Below are 24,169 nucleotides of genomic sequence, written 5' to 3'. Positions count from 1 at the left end.
AAGTCGTGATTTCCCGCGAAGTTGTGGAAGGCACGGCGCGTCCGCTCTACATCTACGCGGATCGTTCCGACCGCGCGGTGGAACGCAGTGCCATGGCGTATTAACTCGACCGAGCTAAACGACCGCTGTCTTACGTATCGGTCTCGTCACTAGTTCTTGTCGCTCGTTGCTGCCGCGGGTTCGGACGCGATGTCAAAGGACGACGTCACTGGAGAGAAAATCAGCTTAGCATGACAGGAGTGAAAAATGGGAGAGGTTAGGCGATTTGTTCCAAGGCCCGAGCAGGAGCGTGCTCGGCTTATTCGAGATGCCCGAGCCCTCTACGACAGCGTCTTTCCGCCAACTGATCCGGCCCCCGAGCGGCGAGACGATGCATCCGCAATCTATATGCCGGCCGGAGCAGAAATCGATCGCGGCGATGGGGGCGTATCATGATTGCGATCATCGCCGTACTTTGCAGCTTGTCGTCTCCAGCAAATTGCCACGAGCAGACCGTCACTACCTCGAATTTCGCTGATATCTCGATGCAGTCCTGCCTAATGGGCGCACCGCAGCTCGCCGACTGGATGAATCAGCATCCGACCGAGCGGCTCGCAGCATGGCGATGCGTACTCGGTAAAAAGGATGGCAGGGGCGCATAGGTCCCCCGGCCGATTTTGTTCCCAAAATAGTTTCGGCGATTCTGCGCGCGATCAGCGACGAGTAAATTTACCTGGGTCTAGGCGGGAGGCAATCCGCCAGGACGGCGATGAGATAAGCGCGGCCGAGCTCGACAAGGCGGTCATTATCAGTTTTCTGGTGGAAGTATTCGCCGTGGGCGGCAGCTGAGCGGTCCCATCGGCGAGAGAAGTCGATCGCCACGTGTGCGCCGGCTGTGGCTTGGCTTCTTGGGCTATCTCCAGTGACGATTTTGACGCTACTTCGATGGGGCGGCCATCGATAAAGTTGCGGTGCGCCGGGGTCGAGATAAAGATTCGGATCTTTGCGGGCTTTTTGCCTCTCGGTTTCGGCCGGTCTCTATCTTTGGCGTAGCGGCACTTATGTCCCGATGGGCTTCACACCGTACTTTTGATAGTAGGTGCTCCTGATTTCACCCTGACCTCGAGGAGGGCGGGCAAAGACATGGGCTGGAGATAGCAATGGGCTGATTGAAGTGATTTCGATTTTGACAACGTGATCGACAGGATACTCTGAGCCATTCGTCGCCCGAACCCAGTTGGCGATCATCAAGGACTCGCTATCGTCGGACGGCAGTATCAATGCACGGCCCTTAAAGCGATAGCCGCGCCTCTGAAAGATGTCGACTACGTTAATTTCGACAGCGGGATTTCGCTTCAAGTTCAATACTGTCCGAGGCGAGGCGATGTCGGCGAAGTAGAGAACGCCGTTTTTGACCGTCAAGGATGCCTTCGGCGAAAGATTTGGCGTTCCATCCTCATTGACTGTTGCGACAAACGACAATATCGCCTGGTTGATGATTGCCTCCATATCAGCAGTGATTTCAATCATGGAGATCCTCCTTTTTCTTCGTGGGCCTTCTAGCCAGCTGTCACTTTCAGCCCGCGTTGCACCGCCGGCCGGGCGAGCCCGCGGGTGAGCCACGCCTGCACATGAAGAAAGCGGTTAAAGCCGACGAGATCGCGTGCTTCGTAGAAGCCGATCAAGTTGCGCACCCAGCCGAGCAGCGAAATGTCGGCGATGCTGTAGTCAGCGCCCATTACCCAGTCTCGGCTCGCGAGCCTTTGGTCTAGGACACCGAGCAGCCGCGCTGATTCGGTTGCGTAACGGTCGCGCGGGCGCTTGTCTTCATAGGCCTTGCCGGCGAATTTGTTGAAGAAGCCGACCTGGCCGAACATCGGCCCAACTCCGCCCATCTGCCACATTACCCACTGGATTGTTTCATACCGGGTGTTTGGATCGGCTGAGATGAATTGTCCGGTCTTGTCGGCAAGGTAGAGGAGGATTGCGCCGGATTCGAACAGCGCGAGCGGCGTTCCGCTGGGCCCATCAGGGTCGTATATTGCGGGAATCTTTCCGTTGGGGTTCAGCGCGAGAAAGGCCGGGTCGTGGGTTTCGTTCGCCAGGATGTCGATCCGGTGCGGTTCGTAAGCAAGGCTCGTTTCCTCAAGCATGATGCCGACCTTCACTCCATTGGGTGTGGAGGTGGAAAAGAGTTGAAGCCGATCGGGATACTGAGCCGGCCAGCGCGCAAAAATTGGATGGTCGATTGTCACTTTCTTCCTCCTAGATAAACGGAGCCGCACCGGGTCGGTAAAGGACTAATCCTCCACCAGGATGCGAGCCGAACTGGCCCGCTGGATCCAGAACAGCGGGCAACGATTCGGCCGAGGTCGGGGATGAAGCCGGGCACGACCGTGCAGATCAGTTGAGAGACGATCGAATGGTTTGGCACCGCTTGCCGCGACGCGTCATACGGTTTGCGGGGAAAGCGTCGATAATCAATGTACGAGCGGAGGGCCGCTCGCCTTCGCTGCTTCCTCACGGACGAACTCGGATAATCGTCTTCCCGCTGATCCGCCGCGTCGGATTGAATGCGGCGACTGCCTCGTCGAGGCTCGCGATGTTGCCGATGTTTGGACGAAGCCGTCCGTCCCGTACTCGCTGAACGATCTCACTCAATTGGGTGCGATCGGACACCAGAACAAAGTCGATGGCCAGGCCATCGGCTGGCCGCGCTTCGGTTGGCCCGGCGATGGTCACCAGCGTTCCTCCGTTTCGAACCAGACCTGCGGAACGCTTCCCGATGTCGCCGCCGATGACATCGAAAACCAGGTGGACTCCGCCAACGCCTTCGAGATCGTCCTTCTCCAGGTCGACGAACTCCTGTGCGCCAAAATCGAGTGCCTTCTGACGGTCGGCGGCCCGTCCCGTGCCGATGACGTAAGCACCGGCATCTCGTGCAAGCTGCGTCACCATCGAGCCGACTGCGCCGGCCGCGCCGTGCACGAGAATGCTCTGCCCCGCTTGAAGCCGACCATGCACGAACAGTCCCTGCCAAGCGGTGAGGCCCGGCATCGCTACCGCCGCACCCACAGAGAAATCGACGTCGCCCGGCAGCGGTGCGAGATTGCGTACCTCCACGGCCACGTACTCGGCCAAGGTCCCGCCGCGATACGAATCCGCGAGACCGAACACCCGTTGTCCCACCGAAAGTCCGGTCGTGCCATAGCCGAGAGCCGTGACAACACCTGCCAGCTCCTGGCCGGGAATCGTCGGCGACCGATCACGGTCGAGCCGATCGGTCCAGGTCGAAGGCCAGGTCAGCTCACCTGAGGTGAATCCAGACGCGTGAACCTGAACAACGACGTCATTTATCGCCGCCTGCGGTTCTGGCCGTTCCACTAGCTTCATCCCCGCCGTTCCCGCAGCCTGGTCCATCACAACGATCGCTTTCATGGAATGATCTCCTCATCGTTTCATTGCTGGCATGTTACGGCGCCAAACTGCGCTCAGCCGGACAAGGCGGCGCCCAGGACAGCGACGATTGTCATGACGGTGCTTCCTGTACTGGTGAATCGGCAGCGCGCGAGCCATCGGACGTGTTCTTTCCCGTCCCGTCGGCGCGCGGATTGCGTGCAGCGAGAACAGTGAACAGGGTGGCAACGACGGCAAGTCCGCCGTATCCGAGCGTGATCTGCACCAGCGAAAACGTATTCGAAAGCTGGCCGGAGATGAGGCTAGGGAAGGCAGCGCCGCTGTAGCAGAGAAGGTAGATGGTGCTGAAGATCGGTGCCCGTTCGGCCTGGTCGCTGCCGTGCAGGAGGCCGCGAGTGGCTGCGCTGATGGCGATGCCCTGGCCTGCACCGGCAACCATGGTCGCGGCGATGAACAACACCAGTGTGCCGGCCGAGATGGCAGTACTGATGCCGATCATTCCAGCCATGAAAGTGATCATACCGACGCGTTGGGCTACCGCAGACGTGAACCACCCACCGATGGGAGCGCCGAGAACGCTGGGGGACATATAGGCAGCAAACACGAGCCCGAGGATCAGAGGGCTACGCGTGTTGAGTTCATCGTGTACAAGGGCAGGCATGAACGCTTGGTAGAAGCCCCCGCTGGCCCATGTGGCCAGAAACACGGCCGCGGCGACAGGGAGCAGATGCCTGACCCGCGCCGGTACGCTGACCTCGGGTAACAGCGATCGCCAAGCGCCCGGAATCGGAGTTGTTGTTTCCGGACTGATTGCGATGAGTGCAACAGACAGTAATAGGAAGCAAATGCAGACCTGGTAGATTAGCTCGCGGGGCCAGGGGCCGAACTCGACAAGGGCGCCAGATGCTATGGCGCCGATGGCGACGCCGAGCATCGGTCCTTGGCTGGTGACAACGGACGCCAACCATTCCGGTCTCCTGGGTGCCGCATCGACGATGTAGGAGGTCAGACTGCTGCTAGCCAACCCGGTGCCGAGGCCCACGAGGAGCCGACCGGCCAGCAGAGTGTCGATGTTGTGCACATTCAGCAACAGCACACAGCCGAGCAGGAGAAGACTGAGGCTACTGATCGCAGTGACTCGCCGGCCCAGATGATTAGACAGCCGCCCCAGCACCAACAGTGCGGATATGGTGCCAACGGCGTACGCGACGACGGCCATCGAAATACCGGCGTTAGTGAACCCGTCTTCTGTCCGGTAGGTGTTGTAAAGGGGGACCGGAGCGGCCGCTGCGGCGAATGAGACCACCAAGGAAACTACCGCTGATGAAAATGCAAGCGGGAGCATTCCGCTCCGGTGAGACTGGCTGATCACTGGTGGCAAGTTTTGCATGGAGTAGCGAATCGGTCGTCTTCCAAAGAATTTCAGGACCGAGTTCTCCGGTTGGTTTGCTTCACTAGGTGGCGGTGATATTGGTGCCAAGCTGACGAGTGGGTGCATCGCTGAGCGCTGCCACAGCCGTCCTTTGGTTATTGTCGATCAGGTACTGCCACCGTCGATCCGCGCGACGTATGACGCCGCTCGCTGAGCCTCCAACGTATTTGCGACTTAGACCTTTGCCACCGATTGACCGATCCAGCACGATCAGGGCGAAATCGCCGGCAACGTACACATGACGCGCGCTGGCCTTGAGCGGCAATCTGTACTCGAGATCGCAATCGAGTCGGGCGGCGATTTCGTTGGTAGTTCGTCCGTCACTCGTGATGAAGACGGGATTTTGGTCATACACTGGCATCATCGCGCTGACCTTCGGAGTGAAACGCTCGAGCAGCGCGTCAGAATCTCTCCTGGTTTGGAAGCGAGCGGATTGGGTCCGGACATCAGGGTCTCCTGCTCGTGTTGGCTGAAACGGTTGTACTGGTCGTTATTCGACTGAGTGACTGTCAAGGTCGCAGCGCGGCTCGAAAGTTTCCAATAGCCAGTACTTATGGTTTCCATAGTGGGGGGAATTGTGCGGCGACAGTACTCAAGTTAACCGAAAGGGTTGATCTTCCGCCGGCGTGTAGCGGTGCTTCTGTGTCCTCCGTCCGATCTGTAGTTACCGGTCGCCCCCGACTGACCAAGTAGATTTTTTGCTGACGTCAAAAGATCAAAGGTCAACGCCGACTTCCCAGGCGGTCGACACGCAACCATCTTGTCCTTGTTTGGGGCCTCCGACGCGCACTGGATTCGTCTCCTATCGGTGACGCCGTATCACTGAGGGTCTTCCTTCGAGTTTCATGATCATCTGCTCCTGTAATGTCTTCAGCGACCGGGATCTCCGCCAAGCAGTGAACACTGCTGACGCCGCGCTGCGCATGCCAAGCAGATCTATGGGCACCCCGGTTGCAGCGCTGAATGCGGCCGTTGTGCGCACACCATGAGGACGATTATCGACGGGGCGTACGGGGAGGGTGCACTAGCCTGTCAGGCTGGCTGCCCGCATGGTCGGACCAAGGATAAATGAGCGCAAACTCGCGTCGAAAATAGCCTTAGGTTCCCTTGATTTGCTGGACAGGCGCCTCTGAGTTTCACGCCCAGAGAATGCCTGTCTGCTTGTTCTTCGTCAGAATCGTTCTAAACTTGCGAGGGCAAGAACGGGCCTCAAGTATTGGAGTTCATCATGCAGGGCGACCCAAAAGTCATCGAGTATCTCAACAAGGCACTGCGTCACGAGCTCACGGCAATTAATCAGTACTGGCTGCACTACCGCTTTCTGAATAATTGGGGTCTCCTAGAGATGGCTAAGGTCTGGCGCAAGGAGTCCATCGAGGAGATGGAGCACGCTGACAAGCTCACCGACCGCATCATCTTCTTCGATGGTTTCCCAAACATGCAGGTGCTCGATCCCCTGCGCATCGGCCAGAACGTCAAGGAGATTGTCGAGTGCGATCTCGCCGCAGAGATGAGCGCACGTGCCCTCTATGAGGAATCGGCGACCTATTGCCACAGCGTCAAGGACTACGTTACGCGAGACCTGTTCGAGACGCTGATGACCGATGAGGAACATCACATCGACTTCCTTGAAACCCAGCTCGATCTAATCGGCCGCATCGGCCTCGAGCTCTACACCCAGAAGCATGTCGGCGGGCTCAAGACTGAAGAGCACTGAATTGTCGCGCCGTCACGGCAATCGAAGAGGTGTGGCGACGAGCAGCTGTAGTGATTTGTGCCGCTCACGCTTCAGTTGTGCTCGATTGTAGGCAACCGTACAGTACACGTCAGCGTTTTCTTCTAAGGGCTGTTCACGGACCCGGACGCGATCAAAGGGAAGGGGCTTCGGCCCTCTGGAGTCAAGCAGGCCTATGTGGAGCGCTTCGAGCTCAGAATAGGAGAGCGTGCGACTTTGGCGCCCAACTTGCAGGGGCGTGTCTACGGCACGATTATGACGCTTACCCACCCCGAGGACGACCCACTGTACTCGGCGCCTGGGCCGTCGGCCTATCGTCCCGAACCGGTGCTGGCCTAGCTTACCGACGGTACCGCCGAGCTCGCACTTTGCTTTAATCTGCCTACGGTGCCGGAACGCACGAGAGGGAGCCTCGAAGAGAGAGGGGGGCGGGCTTCGGTTCTGCGCTCGTTTATGAAGCGAATATCATTTTGTCTCCGTCCCTGCTGACGGATCGCACGTCGAAGCGGACAGGTTTCTTCCAGACCGCAATCCTCTTGGCTTCTGCGATCGCATCGGCCTCCTTGGAGGCCCTGATCAGCAAAGAATCGCACGCCAATCCGCCGGGATGCGTCACATCGGGGAAGTAACAGTCCATCATGAAATGAGACATCACGTAGCCTCTCGAAAGGATGGAGACTAGACGGGCATAGTGGCACGATTCTATCGCAATGCGCCCGCGCTTCAGGGCCCGCCGGTTCACGTGGCGGACCTATCACTTCCGCCAATAACGATTGGCTATCGACTCCATAGCGAGAGGAGATTTTCCTTTGACGCGTCATGGACCCAATGTTCGAGCTACGTCGCGCGCTCGTTTACGGGCCGAAGTCGGGAGGCCAAAAATGGCACTCGCTTTGCAGGTTAATTTCGCCTTGTGGGGAATGATCATTTGCGCGGGCCTCGAGATAGCCCAGCGGGCAAGCTAAGGGTGCGCCATCGCACCACTGAGCTGCCTTAGATCGGCTATGCTGACCATGTACCACCTCGCCACCTAGGATCGAAGGGCCGGAGCGCGTCCAGGAAAGGGAATGAGATGCGTACACCGATAATCGCGGGCGCCGCCCTTGCATCGCTGGGCGCAGCTTGGGCCGATGACGGTACGGCAGAAAAGGCAAAGAAAGCCGACAACTGCAGCTACATGCTTATGGACGGGCAGTAGGCGACCTCCGGGTTGGCTCAAATGTTTGCGTCCGCTCACCCGCGCCATACCCTCCGCGGTCTAAACTTAGACGATCCAGGTCCACTCGCGATTGCCAGAGCCCTGCAAAGGAGCAAGCGGGAGAAGGGCGGCGAAACGAGCCGCCATGGAGGCGAAGTTTGCGGGCCGCTGATACTGAAGTCCGCAGCGCTCCAGCGGAGAAAGCCGGATCTTTAATTAGGGCTACGCTGCGTGATAGACGAGCCGACAACGATCGCCGAGGGGTATTTCGAGAAGATCGTCCCTGGAGCCTTTGCCAAGACGACCCAGAACGGACACGTGCTGGCACTGATTGCTCATGATTGGGCACGCGTAGTTGCGAGGCAAACTGCGGGGACGCTCCGGCTGAAGGATACACCGATCGGGTTAGCCTTCGAGCTAGATGCGGACCTCTCTCCATCAGCGATCCGTACGAGTTGCGGGATTTAAAGATCGAGTTGGCGAAGGCGTTGGGCCGCTCAAAATTCTTCGCCAGTCCGCTGGACCGCGAGCCGCGCTCGTTGATCAGCTTTGACACTGAGCCGGTCGACGTCGCCCTCGAACTGCGAGCGCAACTGCTTATCATGGTCGGGTGCCCAGCCTTTCTTTCGTCGAAATTCGAGCACTAGTTTTGGCTTTTGAAAATGGAGAAGTTAAGTGGCTATGGGTACGGTAAAGTGGTTTAACCCCACGAAGGGATATGGGTTTATACAGCCTGATAACGGCGGCAAGGATGTATTCGTCCACATTTCAGCGGTGGAGAAGGCTGGTTTCAGTTCGCTCGCAGAGGGCGCCAAAGTGAGCTACGACGTCGTGAACAATCGCGGCAAAGACTCGGCGGAGAACCTCCGGATCGGGTGACGCACCCAATTTGCTTTTCAAACAAAAAAGGCCGCAGCGGCGAACCACTGCGGCCTGCCGGGCTAAAATTTGTAAGTGAAATATGGGATCCAGCCCCGGCAGAACTACCCTATCGCGACTCTGCCAGGGTGCAATGTCGGTGATGTCACACTCTGGAAAATGTTGCGCGTACGTCAGTCTTGTTGACGGAAGAGAGGGAGGGCCCGCCGGGGCTGGCTAAAGCGAGCCCTCAACCTCACGTGCGAGGCCATGAATTCCCCCCAAGGCCTCATCGCAGGGTCGATAGTCTGCACCCGATCGCGTCGGATTGATGTCGAATTTAATATCGAAATCTGGCTAGTCGCTTCTGACGGAATCGATACAGCCAACCTTCAATCACCGCTGATGCCCAAGCCCCATTCCTAGATTGAGCGCCTTCTGGCGTAGCGCGCCAACAGTGCGCTTCATTTCCTTCGCAATTTTCGCGACGGGAGTGCGGGCCTTTGAGTGCGACTTAAGGCTTTTAATATCGTCCTTCGTCCACTCGCGGCGAACGGTCTTCTTCGTTTTCTTAGCCAACGCGGCGCTCCTTCATTGTCGATGGGCACCGTTTAACACAACGTGTTTATCACGCAATACCGCGCATTTTCATTGGCGTGGCAGAAATAACCGCGCGCCTTCCTTTTGGATGTCAAATGTCAAACGATCTCGTGGTGCAACTCGGCGCAAAGCTAGACCAATTCCAAAGCGATATGAATCGGGCCGGTGGCGGAGGCGGTGGGTTTAGCTGTGAATAAGCGCCGAACTTTGACCCCCATCAGCTTACAAAATTGACGCCATACCTGATGAACATTCCCGTGATGGTTCAATGAATTCGGCTGCGTTGGCCGCGGTCAACCTTTGGCGCCGATCGGGGGGCAAACCGCGCGCTGAATAACACTTTTATTGGCGGGCGCGTTATGCCTGTTGCCGCACCACTAGAATTGTGCCGTTTCGCGCTTCGAGTACAGGTGCTCCGAATGGCCGCCGGGCTCTGTGGTCGAGCCGCACTTGCAGGTGCCATTTCGCACCACCGTCAGCGGGTAGCGTGCTCGAAGGCCGAGCAGGGTACGCCGGCCACCGAATTTTTTCTCGGTTCGTCAAGCTCGGTCCACAGAGGGTCTTCAGACCGTCCAAGAGATCGCGCTACACCAGTCCAAGCTCAGCGGTCAACTCAAGCTGATGGCCTACTACGCCGTGCCGCCGCCATTGGAGGAGCCGCGTTTGCCGCGGTGTGGTTCTCGCGCACGCAAAGCGCTCGTCGTTCTTGCCCCAGAGAGGTGGCAGACTCGAATCCAGCGTGAATGACTCAGACTCAACCCAAACCGACATCTGTATAACAGGCTTGCCGATCCGGAGTCGCATAAGGAGGCATCTCCGAAGAAGTGTTGGCGGTCGGATGCCCAAGCAAGCTCGGAATCTGCTCGTCGCGTCAACCGCTCCAAACGCTTGTCCGGCTTCAGCCTCCGCAACGTTCCCTGGAGATCAAATGGCAAGATCGATGTCTGCCGGGACGCTTCCCTTGCGCCTGACAAGGCGCGCGCCGAAATCGTCCTCGAGTGCCAGACGCGACAACGCGAGCTCTAGAAGTTCGGTATCGGAAGATACGTGAGCCCGCTTCTTTGCAGCTTCTATCAGGCCTGCGGGCACCCGGCCGGACAATCGCGCCTTCTTTGCCCCACCGAGCAGCCCGACAGCGCGCGCCTGTTCGAGCACCAGCCGGTTGCGCTTAAGCGCAATGTGCTCCTTGGTCTCTGTAGACGTGCGGGTCCGCGTAACCATAGCAACCACCAGCGTTGAGCAAAATATAACAATTGTTCAATGTCAGTGCAGGGCCGGAATGAGGGCTTGTCCGGCGATCTCTGCTCGGCACGTCGTTGGACGCGCACAAAAGCACCAGGGGGATTATCGACGGATTGACCTGCCGCGCCAATGGCAGGTGGGATCGTCGCCCACCAGATAGCGCATGATGAGACTAGTATCGATTGCGAGCATGCCGCCGTTTCGCCTCCGCGGCGATCCCCGCCTCCATATCCGCGATCGACTTTGCTGGCCCCTTATATGGCAGGGACCCGAATACGCCTTTCGGTTGGGCGTGCAATTCGACGCCAAGAGAACCAAGTACTTTCATAATGGTGCTGAACTCGGGATGTCCCTCTGGACTAAGGGCCTTAGCGTGAAAGACCTGTATCCTTAGCAAGAGCGGACATACCGCGCGCGCGGGCAACAATGCCGATAGCGTCGGTGACAAAGCCTGGATCATTGGTTTCAAAGGCTTCGCTTAGGTAAGCGGCGATCGCCTCAGGACTGTCCAGATACTCGGATGCGTCAAATGGTCTAGTTTTGGCCATTGCTCTTCTCCAACACCACTGGCGAGCGCTCCAAATCACTAACGGATTAAGACAATTGGTCAGTTTCTCTAACCTACGCCACGCCGCATTTTATAAGATACAAATGCCGCAGCAACAACTCAATGCCGTCGTTTCTCGCTCGATCTGGCTGCCAACCACCGAGTCAAGGGCGAGCTTGCGGGACCAGGGTCTCGCCCGGACGCGTATGATCTGCCGGTCGAGCGGTCAAGCCATTGCAAGCGACGCGGCGGTGATCGCGATCGTGCTCCTAACAGCAGGGTTCGACGCCTCGCTGGCCAGCCTACGGCGGGCCGCCGAGTCTTAGTGCGTTCGACATCAGTCCTCAGGCGATCTATCCGCCAGTTTGAGCATCGGATCGGAGTTGCCGTATTCGATCGTTGAGATTCAGGCGTAAAGACAACTCAGGCCTAGCGATGTCATCGAATTGTCTGAATGTCTTGTCCACGTGGTGTTCGTCTGTCGATTTCCGCTCACCCCATAGACACGTTAACGCTTCGATTTCGCTTCGCTCCGCTTTTTAGGTCGTACCTTCGAAGCGATTTCAGCCTCTTTTCCTTCAGTCAGCTTCACCTTTCGGTGTCCTTTCGGCTCGATGAGTACGTCTCGCCAAACACCGAGCTCGGTCGCCAGCTTGCGCACACTTACCAGCAATGTCGTCAGAGCGCCGACAGCGAGCGTTCCATCCTTCAAATAAGGTGTGACGTGCGCGATCACGCCGAGAATGGTGCCGTCGCCCATTGTTCTGGTCTCAGCTGTCTCCACGATCTCAATGTCCGGTATTTTTTTCAACTCAGCTTCCAGAGCGTGGCGATATTGCTCCAGCGTCGCTGGCGAGGTGTCTGGATCGGCCGTGAATTGAAAAAGAAGTGGCTCGGCAGCGGACATAAGAGTTCCTTTCAGGGGTGTGGTTGTCCGAATACGATGAGCTGTAACGGAGCCCAGCGCGCCGGGAGCTTTTCAACCGAATTCCCGCGTGCGACGAATTCCGCCAAGGCGACTTGCAGTGCGATGTCCCTCGGCTCGCTTCGGAGCGCATGCATTCTGGGAAGCACGGCTGCCAGCAGGCGGGGCTCGATGGGCCATTGAGGTGCAAGGAGTTGCCGCGCTCCTGCGACCCGCAAGGCTCCTTGTAATCCAAGGAGGTCGTCGGCGGGTAGGCTCGGCATTCCGAGTGCCCTCACGGCCCGCTTTCCTGCGTGACATGCGAGCAGCACGACGATGTCGGCGGCGAGATCAAGCGTCGCCAAATCCAGGCCATCCAGGTACTCCTTACCCAATTCCAGCTGGCTCTCCAGAGGTGAGCTTTGGAGGAGGTTCTGTCCGTGGCAGCAAAACCAGACCTCGCGCATTTTCCGCAGCTCTCCGCTGTCAGACATCTGGAGAACGAGATCTCGCGCCGGCAGGTTGGCATTGATCGAGATGGTCACCCCACCTCGCTCCCGCTCCTGCGTCGATGCGGCCGTCGCAATCTCTGCAGTCTCCGGCAGACTTCGATTGTCCTGAAACTCGGTCGCGTAGACCGTGGCCAGCCCCGACCGAGCTACCGGAATGGGCGTGGTCAGAGCAGAAAGGGACGGCATGAACGATATCCCGCGTGCCAGACCGAGCGGGCCTTCACGGGTCGGTATGAGCTGCAGTGGAAGGCCGTGCAGCACACGATGAGGGCAGAGAACGATCCGTCGGCGCCTAAGAACTATTGCTTCAACCCAGGACGGCAGCAGGAGGCGACGGAGCGAGGGCCGCTCCATGGCCGCCATTGCGGAGCCGCCGCCTATTCCCTCAATGACCTCGCGAGCGATCGATCGCATCATCAGACGGAGCCTGGCTGATACGGGATAAGCCGCTGCATCCCACCCATCGCGATCGAAGGCGGCGATCAGCAAGGTTGCATCATCGAGCCAGCCCCACCACAGAGCCGCTTGATCCTCGTCGAGGGCTGCTTGAGCATCCGCAATGGCAACGCCGGAGAATGTCTGTGGGGCGGTCCGCCGCCTCATCAATGCTCGCCAGGCCTGCATCCGCGGCTGCGGGTCCGCAGCTGCACGGAACGCCTGGAGCGCCTCTGCCATATGAGCTGAAGGGCTTCCGCGGGGCGCGAGGCCGCGAGCCTTGGCACTGTCCAGCAGTTGTATGGCTGCCGCTTTGTCTCCAAGGCCGAGCAATGCCATTGTACCGATTTCGTACAGGCGGGTACGGCCGCGCATGAACCCGGCCTGCAGATAGGGCGCATCGGCGCCCACACGCTCAATTTCGACGATGCTCAGAGCCCGCCGGCAACACGCCAACGCGCGCTGCCAGGCGCGACCCGAGACGTCGCTCACCGGGTCCGACAATGCGCGTTGCTGATGCGCTTCCGCCTCCCGCAGATCCAGTTCCACGGAAGCGGCCGGGACATCGCAACCCGCCGTTGCCTGCCGCCCGCGCGCGATCGCCGCCAGTGCCGCATCTATCTGTCCGTCGCTCGTCAGAACACGCGCAAGCGACGCTGCGGCATGCGCCGCAAGAGCGGGTTTGCCGATACGCTCCGCCTCCCGCAGGATCGACTTGCTTTCCTCAATCAAAGCACTTTCAATCGATCCTCGACGTGCGCGGCCGAGCGCAGAGCGCACATCCTCAAGCCGCATCGAAACGAGCACCGTCTCGCTCATATCGCGGTGTCTCTACATACTGGCGATCTGTATCGCAGTTCGCTTGTAACGGTCAGATTTCTGCCGATTGATATCGGCGTAGGCCAGCCCCGCCGTTTCACAATAGGACATCGCTAATGCGCGTTTGCGGGTCAGCTCGGTGAGATGCTGAATTTCGGCAAGATAAGAATTGCCCTCCGTTTGAAGGGTCATGGCCTTCAGCATTATCGTGGCGAACGCGTTCCGATCGGGGCACTCGACTTGCCCTTTGGGCTCCACGACAGCCTTAGCTTCTTCAAGCAACCGAATTGCTTCTTGATCCTCGTTCAAGGCCTGATGCAGCCGAGCCCGCACCACCCGGGCTTCTGCGCCGACCAAAGTCGTCGCTGGGCCGTAATCGTATGCTTGGAGCACCGGAAACGTCAGGCCAGCTAATATAGAAGGTATCGGTTTGCGCGAAGGAGTGCCGATCAGGGATAGGACGTCGGTTTTTGTCGGATCCCAGAGCACGGGCCTTCCGAATGGGAAATCGAGGATGGCCAACATATCTCCCGCGGGTTCATCCGCCGCAACTCCCGCCCAGACTCTGGCGATGATGTTGCTGTCGCAACGTTCGACGAGTTGAAGCTCCCGACATAGCGTTGCGGCCCGCATGCGGAAGTCGGCGGCCTTCTTGTTCTGGTCGAGAAACGCAGCGGCGCGCCCGGCGAGTTCCAGTGCTCCGATCGCTTCCAAGCTCAGCTCACGCTGGATGGTGGATGGATTTTCCCAACGAGAGGGCACGTCCGTTGAAAGCTGAATAAAGGTATCGGCCGATGCGGCAGCGTCCTGGAGCGCCCGAACATTGTCTACTCTTCGGTCCAGGATAGACCCCAGATCCGGTCCGATCGCGCGGGCCTGCGCCTCAACCCCGGGTTCGAGCGGAATCAATAGATGAAAGGCGAGTGGTTTCATCGTTTGCCGCACCCATGCCATTCGACGCGCGAACTGCAGGAAGGGCTGCGATCGCGCATCCGGGGTCGGCATCTGGCGCGGCCGATAGGGATCTGGCCGAACGCCGACGCCCGAAAGCCGTGCTGAAAGATTTGCCCAACTCGCTTGCGCGGCGCGGTCCGCTTCCTGCGCTTCTGCCAGCCGTCTTCGCTCGCAATTTGCGATCTCTCGTTCGAGATCCTGCAACCGCTTGAGAGCCTCTCCAGGCAATGCGCGCGACAAGTCAGCCGCGAAGGCAATCTGATCGAGATAGAATTGAATGTTGGTTAACATGAGGGCCTCTTGCAGTTCGGGGCTGCGACGCGCTCTTGTAGGTCCGTGTATCGTGGGGAGTATGCTACCCCGAAGCGATGCTTGGCGGCACGACTTTATTCTCTCTACGAGCGTGAACTGCCGACTTGACAACCGGCGACCGCACCATCTTCGAAATCCTGACTATCGATAGCGGCGCCGGCTGCGCTGCCAGGCCGTTCCAATTGGCCGGGTCATGGGACGGGTTGTTCCGAGTTGCGACGGCGGTTGCGGATAAGGCGAGCCTCACAGGTTTTGGGCTGGTTCGCCCCCGCCAGCGAGGCCGCAAAGAGTGCGGGCCCATCAACAAAATCGGTGCATAGGACACGCTAAACCGTATTTCATACGGTAGAGCGTGTTTTGTCCGGCCGCGCGAAATGCATCATCCTGCCGGATGAGGCGTCGGACTCCGGCATATACCAGGCAGTTGCTTGCGCATAACGTGCAAGAATTTCGGCTGCGCAAATCGTGGTCGCAGTACGACCTTGCCAACGAGTCTCGCTTGCGTCAGGCGCTGGTCAGCGAGATAGAGGCCGAAAAAGCCAATCCCACCCTGCTGTCGCTGCACAAGATCGCCTCCGCACTAGACTTGCAGGTCGCAGAACTCCTGCTGCCGCAAGGTACCGTACTCACACAGGGGACGAAGCCGCCTGCACGGGTCCGGAAAAAGGATGCCAAGAAGAGACCGGGTCGCCCTTTGAAATCGCTGCCGCGCTGAGCAACTCGGCGAACCTCTGCCACCAGGCGCATTTGTGACGTGGAGGCGGCGACTGCTGCTAGGTCGCCGCAATCGTCTTATCCTTCCCAAAAGCCAAGGAATGGGTAGCGCGATCTCCGCGAGGTGCGATGCGGCTCTGCGGCAAAAAGCCGGCCGCACACTATTCGCTTCGTCGCGCATCACGCTTCTGGGATCTTCGCCTTTTTTGAAGGGCGTCCGGGCCCTCGATCAGGAAGTTTCACGCCATACGCGCGGGCGATGTCCTCCGTGAAACCTCGGTTTCCCATCGGGCGACCTGTCGTGACGGCGGTCCGGATCTGGTTGGCCGCATCTCGCGTCGTGCCTTTGGCGAGAAATGCCTCCCAGTCGCAGACGCGGCTAGCAAGCGCTGCGACCTCGACGATGTCCGAACATTCGGCCCGGTGTGCGCGGTAGCTCGACCATGGCCAGAGTGCTGGATGCCCGCACAGCTCGGCGCGAACCGGATTTAGCAGAATGTAACGAGCCGCCTCAAGCAGGTGCGCTTCACCGAGTGCTGCGGAATAGAAGCGGCTTTGCCAGAGCGCGCCGACGTGGTCTTGCCTGCGGTTTACGAGCCGCGCGAAGCTGCGAGACGCTTCGCCCATGCAGCGACCTAGGCCCTCGGGGGTGGAGGGGGTTAGGATCAGATGAACATGATTGGGCATTAGGCAATAGGCCCAGATCGCCGTGCCGGTTCGCTGCGTTACTTGATGCAGGATGCGCAGGTAGCTTCCGTAGTCCGACTCGTCAAAGAACACGCGTTGACGCTTTAAACCGCGATGGGTCACGTGGTGGGGGTGACCAACTGCAATTAGGCGGGCGGTACGGGGCAAGGCGCCCTCGGTTTTAAGCTGTCCCTATTTTTATATTTTTATCTTCTCATCCCGGGTCGCCCAAGTGAAGCGCTCGGCTGTGATTTGCGGGCGAGTTTAGTTCAATCCAATCGGCGGCATCTCATCTAAGCGCACGTAATTTCTGCACGCAATTCGGTACACGGACACTTTATCGGAAGCCGCTCGGCAACGTAAGGAACTGATTTCACGAGGACATTTGCATTCTCAGCCAGATGCGCATACTTTTGCTAAACCACTACATGCGCACTCTGCCCCATCTATCTTGGTGGCAAAATGCCGGTTTTCAGGTCATTTCGATCACTTTCATTCGCCTACAGGTGGCCAAATGACCGCCTGCGACCCAATTGATGCACGAATTTACGTACGCGAGCCGGTCGATTCCGCGCAAATGTGGCAGTCCGCCTCGCGGTCGCAATGTGGTCACAATTGAAAATTCAGCCGATGAAATCACCCCGCGCCTTCCTCGCTTTCGTCGTTGCTGGCACAAGCGCGCGTGGGGGCAAAAGCTTGGAATCGGCCGCGCGATCGCCGGTTTTTTAAGGTGACGCTATCCAAGCGGCGCGCCTACGCGCCGCCGCCGAAGGCAAAAGAAGTGGCCCGCCTTTCCGGCGGGCCCCAATTCAAGAGACTCTCTCTAGAAGAACCGGATCAGGCTGACGCGGACAGCAATCTCGTCCGCAAGTCGCTGATCTGATGACGGGGCAGAAGAACCCCTAACTTGCCCACCCTGAGAATAAAATGACCGAGCTTGTCTGTCCGGCCGGCGCAAGTGACCTCCTGCCTTACGATCTCGATCTGCCGAAGCCGCTCTTCGCCGGTCGGTGGAGGCTCAATATGCCGGGCGGCAAATCCGGCGCGCCAGTCGCTGCTTATGCCCCTGAAGCTTTTCGCGTCGACATTGATGAGGGCCGCGGCGTTCGCAGCTGGCAGCTTGCAGTCGGCCACGAGATCGATGAGAAAACCGCCGTCCGCCTTCAGCACGGATCGACGAAGCGCGGCAATGTCCGGGGCGCGCTCCCAGTCAATGTTGGCCAGCGCCCTCAGTCGCTGCCGCTCCTCGGCCTTGAGCGGAAGACGCGCCATTGTACTCGCCTGTTCGGGCTTCCACGCTAGAGAAATGGGACGGCCTTCCTCCTTTGCGATTTTGCGCAGCATTGCCCGGGCGAGTTGGTAGGGCATGTAGATCCTGCGACGACGACGAAAGTCGCGACAAAAGTCAGCCAGACTGCTTTTAGCACCGCGCTCGGCAAGATCGTCCAGAAAGAGCCTCATCCGAGCTTTTTCTTCGGCTCGCGGTAGCTTGTGAAGCGCCAGCTCCAGGTCGCCCTCGCGGTATAACGCAAGCAATTCGCCCACCTCTCTTTGCTCCAAGCGAAACAAAGGCTCCACGTCGATCCCTCGCAACCGCCCCTGACATACAAGCTTAAACACGAATGCTCCGTGTTCTCTCAGAAGCTTAAAGCGAAAGTGGTGCCGACCGCGGGAGGGCCACTTTGCTGCATTTATGTCCCGCAGCCGTGCCAGCTCGATCTCGCCGAGTGAGAGAACGAATCTGCCGGTGGATTTCGCATTCGGTAAACCCGGCGCGCCGCGTGATGTCGGCCGGCGCAACGCATCTCTCGTCACCTCGTCGGAGAGCGGCACGCCGTAACGACAGCGAAGATCGAGAATGAAGTCGACGTTCTTTTGCCCTTCATGGCGGTCGGAGCATTTGCTGTAGACAAACTCTTTCCACATCAAGGTATCTGCCCGGGAAGGTGCTGCCTGAATCCAGTGATCAAAAACGCCCGCGGCATACTCGCGCTTCATGCGTCCAAGGTCAGAAGCACTTATCCTGAGCAGGTCGGCGGCGCGCTTGTTCAAGAGCTTGCCGGCTGCGATTAGCCCAAAAATGAACCCGGCCTCTTTGCGCAGGATCTGCCGACGCAGATCAGCACGTTTCGCTAATTGTGAGGGCCAGACGATCGCTTCGATGCGGGCCAACCGCTTCGCTTCATCCGACGTGAGCTGGGCGGCGCCGAGCGCGTCGAGGTTGACCATTTTTCTGTAGCGCCTGACGCCGATTCCGAACAGCGCTGCCCATTCCTGAATGGATACCGAACTGTCGCCGGTGTGTCGCCGGATGTCCTCGCGATAGCGCCGGTAGACGGCTTGGCATTGCTTATCGCGCATCGGCCAGTCAGGAGACCACTCGATATTCGCGAGATCAACCCGCATGGGATGGTCCGCCGGTAATCCATAGGCGGTAGCATTATTCTTTGGGCGAAAGCAGGCCAGGTAGCGGTCGGGCAGGGCCGTCCCGCGCGACCGCGCATCAGACAGCGCGTGGGGGTCGTCGAAAAAGCGCTTGCTCGCATCCGGGAAGGGATTGCTGTAGTCCCGAACGATCCGCTCGTCCTCCTGGCTGGGAAGCGTTCGGCGCTGGCGACGGTCAAATTTCGTGAAGTAACGATCTAACGCGAAGGCGCAAGCGGAAGCCTCGATAGGACCAAGCGCCTTGGCGCGGACACTGCCGAAGAAACATTCAGTAAAAAATCGTCTGGCGTGGGACTGGACCGATCCCTTCAATCCGAGGTGCCTGAAATGCTTTCGTGTAACCTTCCCGAACAGGGGAAGTGATATGGGAGCGCCTCCGTAGGCGACAAATAGTCGATCCGATGCAGATTGAGGCCGCACGCGCTTCCAGGACTCAATTAGGAGGGCAACCGCCCGCGAAACCCGAACGAGCTCTGAACGTTTGCCAGCTTCGATGACTATTGTATGCGGCTTGCCCTTCGGCAATGCGTCCGCCAGCTTGATCTCCATCACCATGGCCAGAGGTACGCCCGCGAGTGCCATGAGGGCGAGCGCGGCCGGAAGCGCAGCAGCGGGAATGTCCGTTGTGCGGCTCGCATCAGGCCAAAAATTCTCTCGCAACAGCATCCGCATGTCGCCACCGCGCAGGACGTTCTGCGCCGCCAATGGCTTTGACGATACGGTGCCGAAGGGCCTACGCATGGCCACTCACGATGCCGGCGATCACCTGGGTTGGCGGCGCCGGGGCGGCCTCTACCAGGAGCACGCGCGACAGTGGTTTCGACGAGAGCTTGCGCAAGTTTACCAGCTTGAGCAGAGCCGGATCGTACTGACGGGGTGTCGAAAATTGTGGCCTCAAGTGGACGTAGTAGGTCCAGAGCGTTACCAGCGATGTTGAAAAGGAAAGCTCGACGTCAGCCAACGGCATGCCAGCACGCACTGCGAAGGTCACACCCGAGTGTTTGAGCATATGAGGGCGTACGTGCGGCAGGCCAGCGAGCTGCCGCACTTCGTCGAACCGCTTGATCATGCGTCGCCTGATGTCGCGGTCCTTACCAGGCTCAAGGTTCGCGAGGGACTTACCTTCCTCATCATGAATGATGTGGACATACCGGCCGGGGAACTGCTTGCGTTTGACCTCGTCCTCCGCAAACCAGCGTTTCGCGAGCTCGACCAGCGAACCGATCAACCAGGACGCACCTTTTCGCTTCGGCGTAATGTCGGCGCCGGCGCCCTGACGTTCGATGAGACCTAGTTCGGCGTTAATGTGCCCGAAGATGATGTCTTGAAACCATGTGAGGAGCAGGATGTTGGCGTGTCTCGTGCCTCCGTACAGATAGATGATAATGAATCTCACCACGCATTCGTACCGCTCATGCTTGTCGTGGTGGCCGATGATGTTACCCGATAAGTCGTAGATCTTGCCTCGCGCCGCGGAGATCAACCGGATGATTTCCTCGGCAGTCAGGTACTGAACGGCCGGCCTCCGCACGTTTGGGATCTTGATCACAACGGGATCAATATTGCATTCCTGAAAGTACCACCGCACCACCATGACCAGGGTCTGCACATGCATCCGGGCGGTTGTTCGCGCGATATAGCGGATTTCTGACGGATCGGCGTCGGGCGATTGCGACTTGATTTGTCGCGCGGTGGCCCACTCGATGTACTGGGAGCCTGTGCTCCAGCCCAGACACTCGAGTGTGTCATTGCCCATGTATTCTTCGAGATGCTCAAGCTCGTTTGCGACCGTATTGTAGCGATCCTTCGACAGAGCATCCGGACGCGCGCCCGGCATGTTCTTCCGCAGCCACCAGGTGAACATTTGAGAGACGGTGACATCTCGCTTGAGGACGCGGCCGAGCACAGCCCGGACGCGAACTTCGACCATTTCAGAGAGCTTGGCGTTGGCTCCAACGTGCGCTTTGTAATTCTCTCCCTTCCTGTAGGGAAAACCTGTCGTCCTGCGATCGAAGCCGTCGGTCATCCAAATGAAGTTATTGCGCGGATAAAGGCGAGGGCCCTTGCGCTTCGGACCGCGTCGGTTCGAATGAAGCTCGGATAACGCATGCGCTACATCCGCGAGCGAGTGCGCCGTCTTGATCGGGTGGCCCTGCCAAACCAAGAATCGGGTGATGGCCTCGCGCCAGTCGATCTCACCCCCGTCGATTTTGAGAATATTTGCCGGGATCAGGCCTGCAAACTCGGCGGACAACCGCTTGCCCTGTTCCTCGTCTTTCGGAAACTTATATTTTTCGACAAGCTCCATCTCGCTGGTAGCCATGAAGCGCTCGATGGCAAACATCTGAGCGTCAGACGCTTCGAGCGGCTTCGCCGGAGCAAACCCGTTTACCCCAGAAAAATGTTGTCCCATCTCAACGAGCCTCTTGTACGTGCGTCCGGCGTGTAATTCTTACCTAGTAATGTGCTATCAATAGTCCACCAGGCGAATTGATAGTACTGTACTATAAATGAGTCAAAGATTTTTGTGATGAAGCAAAAGCTCGAGATCCGGTTGCGCGAGGCCCGGGAGAGTGGCCTGCCTTGGCATGCCATCGGCGCGACCATGCGCGAGGGGAGCCTGGCCCACTCCAAGAACCCTGACATTTGGACGCGCGCGGCCGAGGCGACACATCTCTCCGAGCTCATGCTGCGCCGGTATGTCGCGGCACTCGACAGACTAGGCCAAATTGAGATCACTCATGGTCTTGCACCCGGTGAACTTCTCCCTCCGACCTTTGCCCCCACTGAATTGGCTATCCGCCTCTATGGTCGGGATCCGGCCGCTGGGCTGGCGGCACTTAAGGCTCTCAAACAACGAAAGATGACCTTGCGCGATATCCGGCGCGAACTGCAGAAAGCGGAAGGATTTAGATCCACAAACGTAGCAGAGCGCAGGCATTTTATTGAATCGTGCAGCGAAGCTATAGCGCTTCAAGCCCCGAGACTGTTCGGTCGTGGTGCCGTAGCTCAGCGGCGGCCTTTTGGATTTCGTTGCTTTCATCCCCTAGGATTCGAGTTTCAAAACGAGCAAGGATTCGTTCTTGGGGGTGCCGACCTCTACATCCGGGAGTTCGGCCGCGATTCGCTTGATTTGCTCGCGCAATCCGCCCTGTTGGCAACCTATCTTCCGTCGTTCTACATTGTCATTGGTCCCGACCTCGCGGAAGGTGATGACAAGCTAGCCATCACGGTTCTCGATATCCTTCGAGCAAACTCGGTGGGCGTCTTGCTGCTCCGTGATCATGATGATCCAGTGGTCGTGCGCCGTCCTCAAGTCATACTGAAGCCGGATCGCGTCAAGGATTACATTGCCATTTCAAAAGAACTCGCCCCCCGACCCGATTGAGAGAGGCAAAGCTAGATACGCCCCTCCGCCATCATCCGACGAAACTCGGCAACCGTCTGCGGAGCTGCCGCTCCAACAGGAACAACCCGAGACGCTTCGGACGCCGTGGGTACGCCGCCCGAGCGAATGTCGCATCGGCTCATCTTGGCAATCGACGTCTTGCTAGTGAGGAGCTTGCCGGCGATCTCAGCTACCTCCAACTTGCCGTCGCGCACGGCAGTTCGGAGCGAGGTGCAGGTTAGTGGGCCCATCGGCCAAAACAGGGCGGCCGCCTCGCTCAGCGTCAATAGTTCGTCGTCGCTCCACTGGGCCGGGTCCGGACGAGCGCACACCCGGGCTGGAGGTGAATCCTTGCTACGCTGCGTCATCTGAACCTCCCGATGGATCATTAACCGGTTGGATCTCGTCCTTGCGGATAGCACGGATCCTGGCAGGATCACGGCTTGCATGAGGCTTGCGGTGGCCGCCGCTGGCGATGCCGGTCTTTCGGCGAGACTTTGCCAGCCGCCGGTGATACTCGAGCCAGGACTCGGCCAGTCGTGTCCGCCCGATGCGGGCAAGGTGCACACGTCGGAGCGCATGCGACAGCACCAGCGCGGCGCTGACGTTCTCGAATGCGCAGTGGAGCAGCAGGCTCATAGCCAGATCCACTCGTCCCGAGACGCGGAATGGCGGCCGGAGCCGCAGCACGATGCCGACCGCAGCGCTTGCATCGCCCGCGATGGCCGCCTGCCAGGCAGGAAAGATCGACCCCATCCTCGAAATGCCGCGTGCAAGAGCGGCGCGCCGCCGACCGTTGAGGTCATCCGGTGACAGCCGGCGCCAGTAGCTGAAGGGGTCTTCGGCGCCCCGCTCACGGCCACGTTGCTCTCGAGCATAGCGTCGGTGCTTCCTCTGCATTGGACGAACTCCTTCCCTCGATTGTCAATTCAACGACGTGACCACGTCGCGTCGAGCCATGCGTCGACGAGCCACTATCCCCGTCGGGACGCACAACAGCTGCGACCGCTTGGGACGGTGGCCTTTTGCTTTTCTCGGATGTGGAGCACCGGCGGCACGAGAGGCCACCGGTGCCATCTGGAGCAGCCGACTTGCGCCGTCTCTCCCCTAGCCACGCCGGACCGTGCCATGGCAGGCCGGGCCACGCCCCACCACGTAACCGCTAGTTGAGACACTCGACACGAAATCTTCCGAACTTCGGCCGCCAATCGCCGATGCCGCGCGCAAAGCCGCTGGCTGCAAAAATGTCGGCGATCAATGACGGGCTAAGCAGGCTCGGCAAGAAGGACGCCTTGAAATCGACATTCCAACTGTCGAACCGCGGTCGCGTTCGCATGGTGCGCGCCGTGCCAACACGCACCGGCACGCGCAGACGAAAGCGCTCCTGCTTCCACAATTCGTCGATATCCTGCGGGCCGTCGTAGAATAGCTTGGCGGGGCCGTCGACTTCGATTCCAGCCGCCGCCTGTTTGCCCCGTCGCTGCATCTTCGCACCAGCAATGAATGCCGCTTCGATCGCTTCGGCGGGAATGCACGGCGCGCCGTCGGCGAGCCACAGACCGCCATACCACTCGATGCGCGCGATCTCGCGATGATCAGAAGCGGTTTTGAGCCGCTTCCCCGTTATCCTCGCGAGCTCGCACGCGATTGGGTCCAGCGGATCGCACAAGCGGCCAGCATGCATCAGAAGCGGACGGATGCCGATTAAGCGCAAGGTTACGAAGTCGCTCACCATTGCCTTCTCCATGAAACGGATCCGCAATTGCGGGTTGATCAACGAGCGGGCGCGGGAAATCGGCGCGCTTGGGTACACACGATGCGTATCGACGCCCGCGCAAAATGAGCGTGAAGTCGACATGACAGTTTACGCAGAGCGTCGTCAGATCCTCCGCAAGCTCGTGTTCGAACCGAGCGTAGGTGCGGTGATGCACCTGTAGCTCCGTATCTTGCGCGCTTGCGTTACAGATGCGGCAACGCATACCGGAGGCCTC

At 59.0% G+C, this 24,169-nt stretch carries 23 protein-coding genes and 2 pseudogenes; 8 read left to right on the top strand and 17 right to left on the bottom strand.

What is annotated here, in order from left to right; genetic code table 11:
* Positions 1 to 246: 246 nt before the first annotated feature.
* Both Q0687_RS31815 and Q0687_RS31810 read left to right on the top strand, forming a co-directional pair.
* Complete coding sequence (locus Q0687_RS31815) at positions 247 to 435, top strand: hypothetical protein (RefSeq protein WP_298885673.1); 189 nt, start codon at positions 247 to 249, stop codon at positions 433 to 435.
* On the top strand, positions 432 to 641 hold the full coding sequence (locus Q0687_RS31810) for a hypothetical protein (protein WP_128935376.1): 210 nt from the start codon (positions 432 to 434) through the stop codon (positions 639 to 641). The genes Q0687_RS31815 and Q0687_RS31810 overlap by 4 nt, the downstream gene beginning before the upstream one ends.
* A gap of 397 nt (positions 642 to 1,038) precedes the next feature.
* Here Q0687_RS31810 and Q0687_RS31805 read toward each other — a convergent pair whose 3' ends face one another.
* From Q0687_RS31805 to Q0687_RS31785, 5 genes are all read right to left on the bottom strand, one after another.
* On the bottom strand, positions 1,039 to 1,509 hold the full coding sequence (locus tag Q0687_RS31805; RefSeq protein ID WP_298885666.1) for a pyridoxamine 5'-phosphate oxidase family protein: 471 nt from the start codon (positions 1,507 to 1,509) through the stop codon (positions 1,039 to 1,041).
* A 29-nt stretch (positions 1,510 to 1,538) separates the two neighbouring features.
* Positions 1,539 to 2,234 carry a glutathione S-transferase N-terminal domain-containing protein gene (locus Q0687_RS31800; protein WP_298885664.1) on the bottom strand — a complete coding sequence of 232 codons (696 nt, stop codon included), beginning with the start codon at positions 2,232 to 2,234 and terminating at the stop codon, positions 1,539 to 1,541.
* Positions 2,235 to 2,499: 265 nt separating this feature from the next.
* Complete coding sequence (locus Q0687_RS31795) at positions 2,500 to 3,417, bottom strand: NADP-dependent oxidoreductase (protein WP_298885662.1); 918 nt, start codon at positions 3,415 to 3,417, stop codon at positions 2,500 to 2,502.
* A 91-nt stretch (positions 3,418 to 3,508) separates the two neighbouring features.
* Positions 3,509 to 4,741 carry an MFS transporter gene (locus tag Q0687_RS31790; protein ID WP_298885660.1) on the bottom strand — a complete coding sequence of 411 codons (1,233 nt, stop codon included), beginning with the start codon at positions 4,739 to 4,741 and terminating at the stop codon, positions 3,509 to 3,511.
* Between the two features lie 109 nt (positions 4,742 to 4,850).
* The gene (locus Q0687_RS31785) at positions 4,851 to 5,183 is read right to left on the bottom strand and encodes a hypothetical protein (protein WP_298885658.1); all 333 of its coding nucleotides are present in this window, start codon (positions 5,181 to 5,183) and stop codon (positions 4,851 to 4,853) included.
* Positions 5,184 to 5,673: 490 nt separating this feature from the next.
* Between Q0687_RS31785 and Q0687_RS31780 the strand changes: the two are divergent.
* From Q0687_RS31780 to Q0687_RS31770, 4 genes and pseudogenes are all read left to right on the top strand, one after another.
* A pseudogene (locus Q0687_RS31780) lies at positions 5,674 to 5,900 on the top strand ((2Fe-2S)-binding protein).
* Between the two features lie 156 nt (positions 5,901 to 6,056).
* Positions 6,057 to 6,545, top strand: coding sequence for a bacterioferritin (bfr, locus tag Q0687_RS31775; RefSeq protein ID WP_298885656.1), 489 nt, complete (start codon positions 6,057 to 6,059; stop codon positions 6,543 to 6,545).
* A 1,447-nt stretch (positions 6,546 to 7,992) separates the two neighbouring features.
* Entirely contained in the window at positions 7,993 to 8,229 is a 237-nt protein-coding gene (locus Q0687_RS35930) for an HK97 family phage prohead protease (RefSeq protein ID WP_363324027.1), read from the top strand.
* 207 nt (positions 8,230 to 8,436) lie between these two features.
* The gene (locus Q0687_RS31770) at positions 8,437 to 8,640 is read left to right on the top strand and encodes a cold-shock protein (RefSeq protein ID WP_298885654.1); all 204 of its coding nucleotides are present in this window, start codon (positions 8,437 to 8,439) and stop codon (positions 8,638 to 8,640) included.
* A gap of 375 nt (positions 8,641 to 9,015) precedes the next feature.
* On the opposite strand, the gene Q0687_RS31765 is transcribed toward Q0687_RS31770, so the two are convergent.
* The 6 genes and pseudogenes from Q0687_RS31765 to Q0687_RS31740 form a co-directional block, all read right to left on the bottom strand.
* Positions 9,016 to 9,198 carry a hypothetical protein gene (locus Q0687_RS31765; RefSeq protein ID WP_298885652.1) on the bottom strand — a complete coding sequence of 61 codons (183 nt, stop codon included), beginning with the start codon at positions 9,196 to 9,198 and terminating at the stop codon, positions 9,016 to 9,018.
* A 945-nt stretch (positions 9,199 to 10,143) separates the two neighbouring features.
* On the bottom strand, positions 10,144 to 10,440 hold the full coding sequence (locus tag Q0687_RS31760) for a hypothetical protein (protein WP_298885650.1): 297 nt from the start codon (positions 10,438 to 10,440) through the stop codon (positions 10,144 to 10,146).
* A gap of 193 nt (positions 10,441 to 10,633) precedes the next feature.
* Positions 10,634 to 11,009, bottom strand: a pseudogene (locus tag Q0687_RS31755) (addiction module antidote protein).
* Positions 11,010 to 11,516: 507 nt separating this feature from the next.
* Positions 11,517 to 11,915 (bottom strand): hypothetical protein, encoded by a 399-nt coding sequence (locus Q0687_RS31750; protein WP_298885648.1) that lies wholly within the window; start codon positions 11,913 to 11,915, stop codon positions 11,517 to 11,519.
* 11 nt (positions 11,916 to 11,926) lie between these two features.
* Positions 11,927 to 13,678 carry a CHAT domain-containing protein gene (locus Q0687_RS31745; RefSeq protein ID WP_298885646.1) on the bottom strand — a complete coding sequence of 584 codons (1,752 nt, stop codon included), beginning with the start codon at positions 13,676 to 13,678 and terminating at the stop codon, positions 11,927 to 11,929.
* A gap of 12 nt (positions 13,679 to 13,690) precedes the next feature.
* Positions 13,691 to 14,923: a hypothetical protein gene (locus tag Q0687_RS31740; protein ID WP_298885644.1), complete on the bottom strand. Its 1,233-nt coding sequence runs from the start codon at positions 14,921 to 14,923 to the stop codon at positions 13,691 to 13,693.
* A 412-nt stretch (positions 14,924 to 15,335) separates the two neighbouring features.
* Between Q0687_RS31740 and Q0687_RS31735 the strand changes: the two genes are divergently transcribed.
* Positions 15,336 to 15,659 (top strand): helix-turn-helix transcriptional regulator, encoded by a 324-nt coding sequence (locus Q0687_RS31735; RefSeq protein ID WP_298885642.1) that lies wholly within the window; start codon positions 15,336 to 15,338, stop codon positions 15,657 to 15,659.
* Positions 15,660 to 15,838: 179 nt separating this feature from the next.
* On the opposite strand, the gene Q0687_RS31730 is transcribed toward Q0687_RS31735, so the two are convergent.
* The 3 genes from Q0687_RS31730 to Q0687_RS31720 form a co-directional block, all read right to left on the bottom strand.
* The gene (locus tag Q0687_RS31730; RefSeq protein WP_298885681.1) at positions 15,839 to 16,468 is read right to left on the bottom strand and encodes a transposase; all 630 of its coding nucleotides are present in this window, start codon (positions 16,466 to 16,468) and stop codon (positions 15,839 to 15,841) included.
* A gap of 714 nt (positions 16,469 to 17,182) precedes the next feature.
* Positions 17,183 to 19,531, bottom strand: coding sequence for a hypothetical protein (locus tag Q0687_RS31725; RefSeq protein WP_298885640.1), 2,349 nt, complete (start codon positions 19,529 to 19,531; stop codon positions 17,183 to 17,185).
* Positions 19,524 to 21,203, bottom strand: a complete 1,680-nt coding sequence (locus Q0687_RS31720) for a hypothetical protein (RefSeq protein ID WP_298885638.1) — start codon at positions 21,201 to 21,203, stop codon at positions 19,524 to 19,526. The genes Q0687_RS31725 and Q0687_RS31720 overlap by 8 nt, the downstream gene beginning before the upstream one ends.
* 117 nt (positions 21,204 to 21,320) lie before the next feature.
* Here Q0687_RS31720 and Q0687_RS31715 point away from each other — a divergent pair, with 117 nt between their 5' ends.
* A complete protein-coding gene (locus Q0687_RS31715; protein WP_298885637.1) occupies positions 21,321 to 22,178 on the top strand; it encodes a hypothetical protein in 858 nt (285 codons plus the stop codon).
* A gap of 11 nt (positions 22,179 to 22,189) precedes the next feature.
* Here the strand turns inward: Q0687_RS31715 and Q0687_RS31710 are convergent, their stop codons facing one another.
* From Q0687_RS31710 to Q0687_RS31700, 3 genes are all read right to left on the bottom strand, one after another.
* The gene (locus Q0687_RS31710; protein WP_298885635.1) at positions 22,190 to 22,546 is read right to left on the bottom strand and encodes a hypothetical protein; all 357 of its coding nucleotides are present in this window, start codon (positions 22,544 to 22,546) and stop codon (positions 22,190 to 22,192) included.
* Positions 22,533 to 23,078, bottom strand: coding sequence for a hypothetical protein (locus tag Q0687_RS31705; RefSeq protein WP_298885633.1), 546 nt, complete (start codon positions 23,076 to 23,078; stop codon positions 22,533 to 22,535). The genes Q0687_RS31710 and Q0687_RS31705 overlap by 14 nt, the downstream gene beginning before the upstream one ends.
* 262 nt (positions 23,079 to 23,340) lie before the next feature.
* The gene (locus tag Q0687_RS31700; protein WP_298885630.1) at positions 23,341 to 24,036 is read right to left on the bottom strand and encodes a hypothetical protein; all 696 of its coding nucleotides are present in this window, start codon (positions 24,034 to 24,036) and stop codon (positions 23,341 to 23,343) included.
* Between the last annotated feature and the right edge of the window lie 133 nt (positions 24,037 to 24,169).

Origin of the sequence: uncultured Bradyrhizobium sp., assembly GCF_936928535.1 — a bacterium.
Taxonomy (GTDB): Bacteria; Pseudomonadota; Alphaproteobacteria; order Rhizobiales; family Xanthobacteraceae; genus Bradyrhizobium.
This window is presented reverse-complemented; position numbering and strand designations above follow the sequence as displayed.

Coding starts and splice junctions, on each gene's coding strand:
- Q0687_RS31705 (WP_298885633.1), bottom strand. CDS start 23,078: ATGCAGAGGAAGCACCGACGCTATGCTCGAGAGCAACGTGGCCGTGAG.
- bfr (WP_298885656.1), top strand. CDS start 6,057: ATGCAGGGCGACCCAAAAGTCATCGAGTATCTCAACAAGGCACTGCGT.
- Q0687_RS31715 (WP_298885637.1), top strand. CDS start 21,321: ATGAAGCAAAAGCTCGAGATCCGGTTGCGCGAGGCCCGGGAGAGTGGC.
- Q0687_RS31805 (WP_298885666.1), bottom strand. CDS start 1,509: ATGATTGAAATCACTGCTGATATGGAGGCAATCATCAACCAGGCGATA.
- Q0687_RS31750 (WP_298885648.1), bottom strand. CDS start 11,915: ATGTCCGCTGCCGAGCCACTTCTTTTTCAATTCACGGCCGATCCAGAC.
- Q0687_RS31720 (WP_298885638.1), bottom strand. CDS start 21,203: ATGGGACAACATTTTTCTGGGGTAAACGGGTTTGCTCCGGCGAAGCCG.
- Q0687_RS31710 (WP_298885635.1), bottom strand. CDS start 22,546: ATGACGCAGCGTAGCAAGGATTCACCTCCAGCCCGGGTGTGCGCTCGT.
- Q0687_RS31700 (WP_298885630.1), bottom strand. CDS start 24,036: ATGTCGACTTCACGCTCATTTTGCGCGGGCGTCGATACGCATCGTGTG.
- Q0687_RS31745 (WP_298885646.1), bottom strand. CDS start 13,678: ATGAGCGAGACGGTGCTCGTTTCGATGCGGCTTGAGGATGTGCGCTCT.
- Q0687_RS31790 (WP_298885660.1), bottom strand. CDS start 4,741: ATGCTCCCGCTTGCATTTTCATCAGCGGTAGTTTCCTTGGTGGTCTCA.
- Q0687_RS31740 (WP_298885644.1), bottom strand. CDS start 14,923: ATGTTAACCAACATTCAATTCTATCTCGATCAGATTGCCTTCGCGGCT.
- Q0687_RS31815 (WP_298885673.1), top strand. CDS start 247: ATGGGAGAGGTTAGGCGATTTGTTCCAAGGCCCGAGCAGGAGCGTGCT.
- Q0687_RS31735 (WP_298885642.1), top strand. CDS start 15,336: ATGAGGCGTCGGACTCCGGCATATACCAGGCAGTTGCTTGCGCATAAC.
- Q0687_RS31725 (WP_298885640.1), bottom strand. CDS start 19,531: ATGCGTAGGCCCTTCGGCACCGTATCGTCAAAGCCATTGGCGGCGCAG.
- Q0687_RS31810 (WP_128935376.1), top strand. CDS start 432: ATGATTGCGATCATCGCCGTACTTTGCAGCTTGTCGTCTCCAGCAAAT.
- Q0687_RS31760 (WP_298885650.1), bottom strand. CDS start 10,440: ATGGTTACGCGGACCCGCACGTCTACAGAGACCAAGGAGCACATTGCG.
- Q0687_RS31795 (WP_298885662.1), bottom strand. CDS start 3,417: ATGAAAGCGATCGTTGTGATGGACCAGGCTGCGGGAACGGCGGGGATG.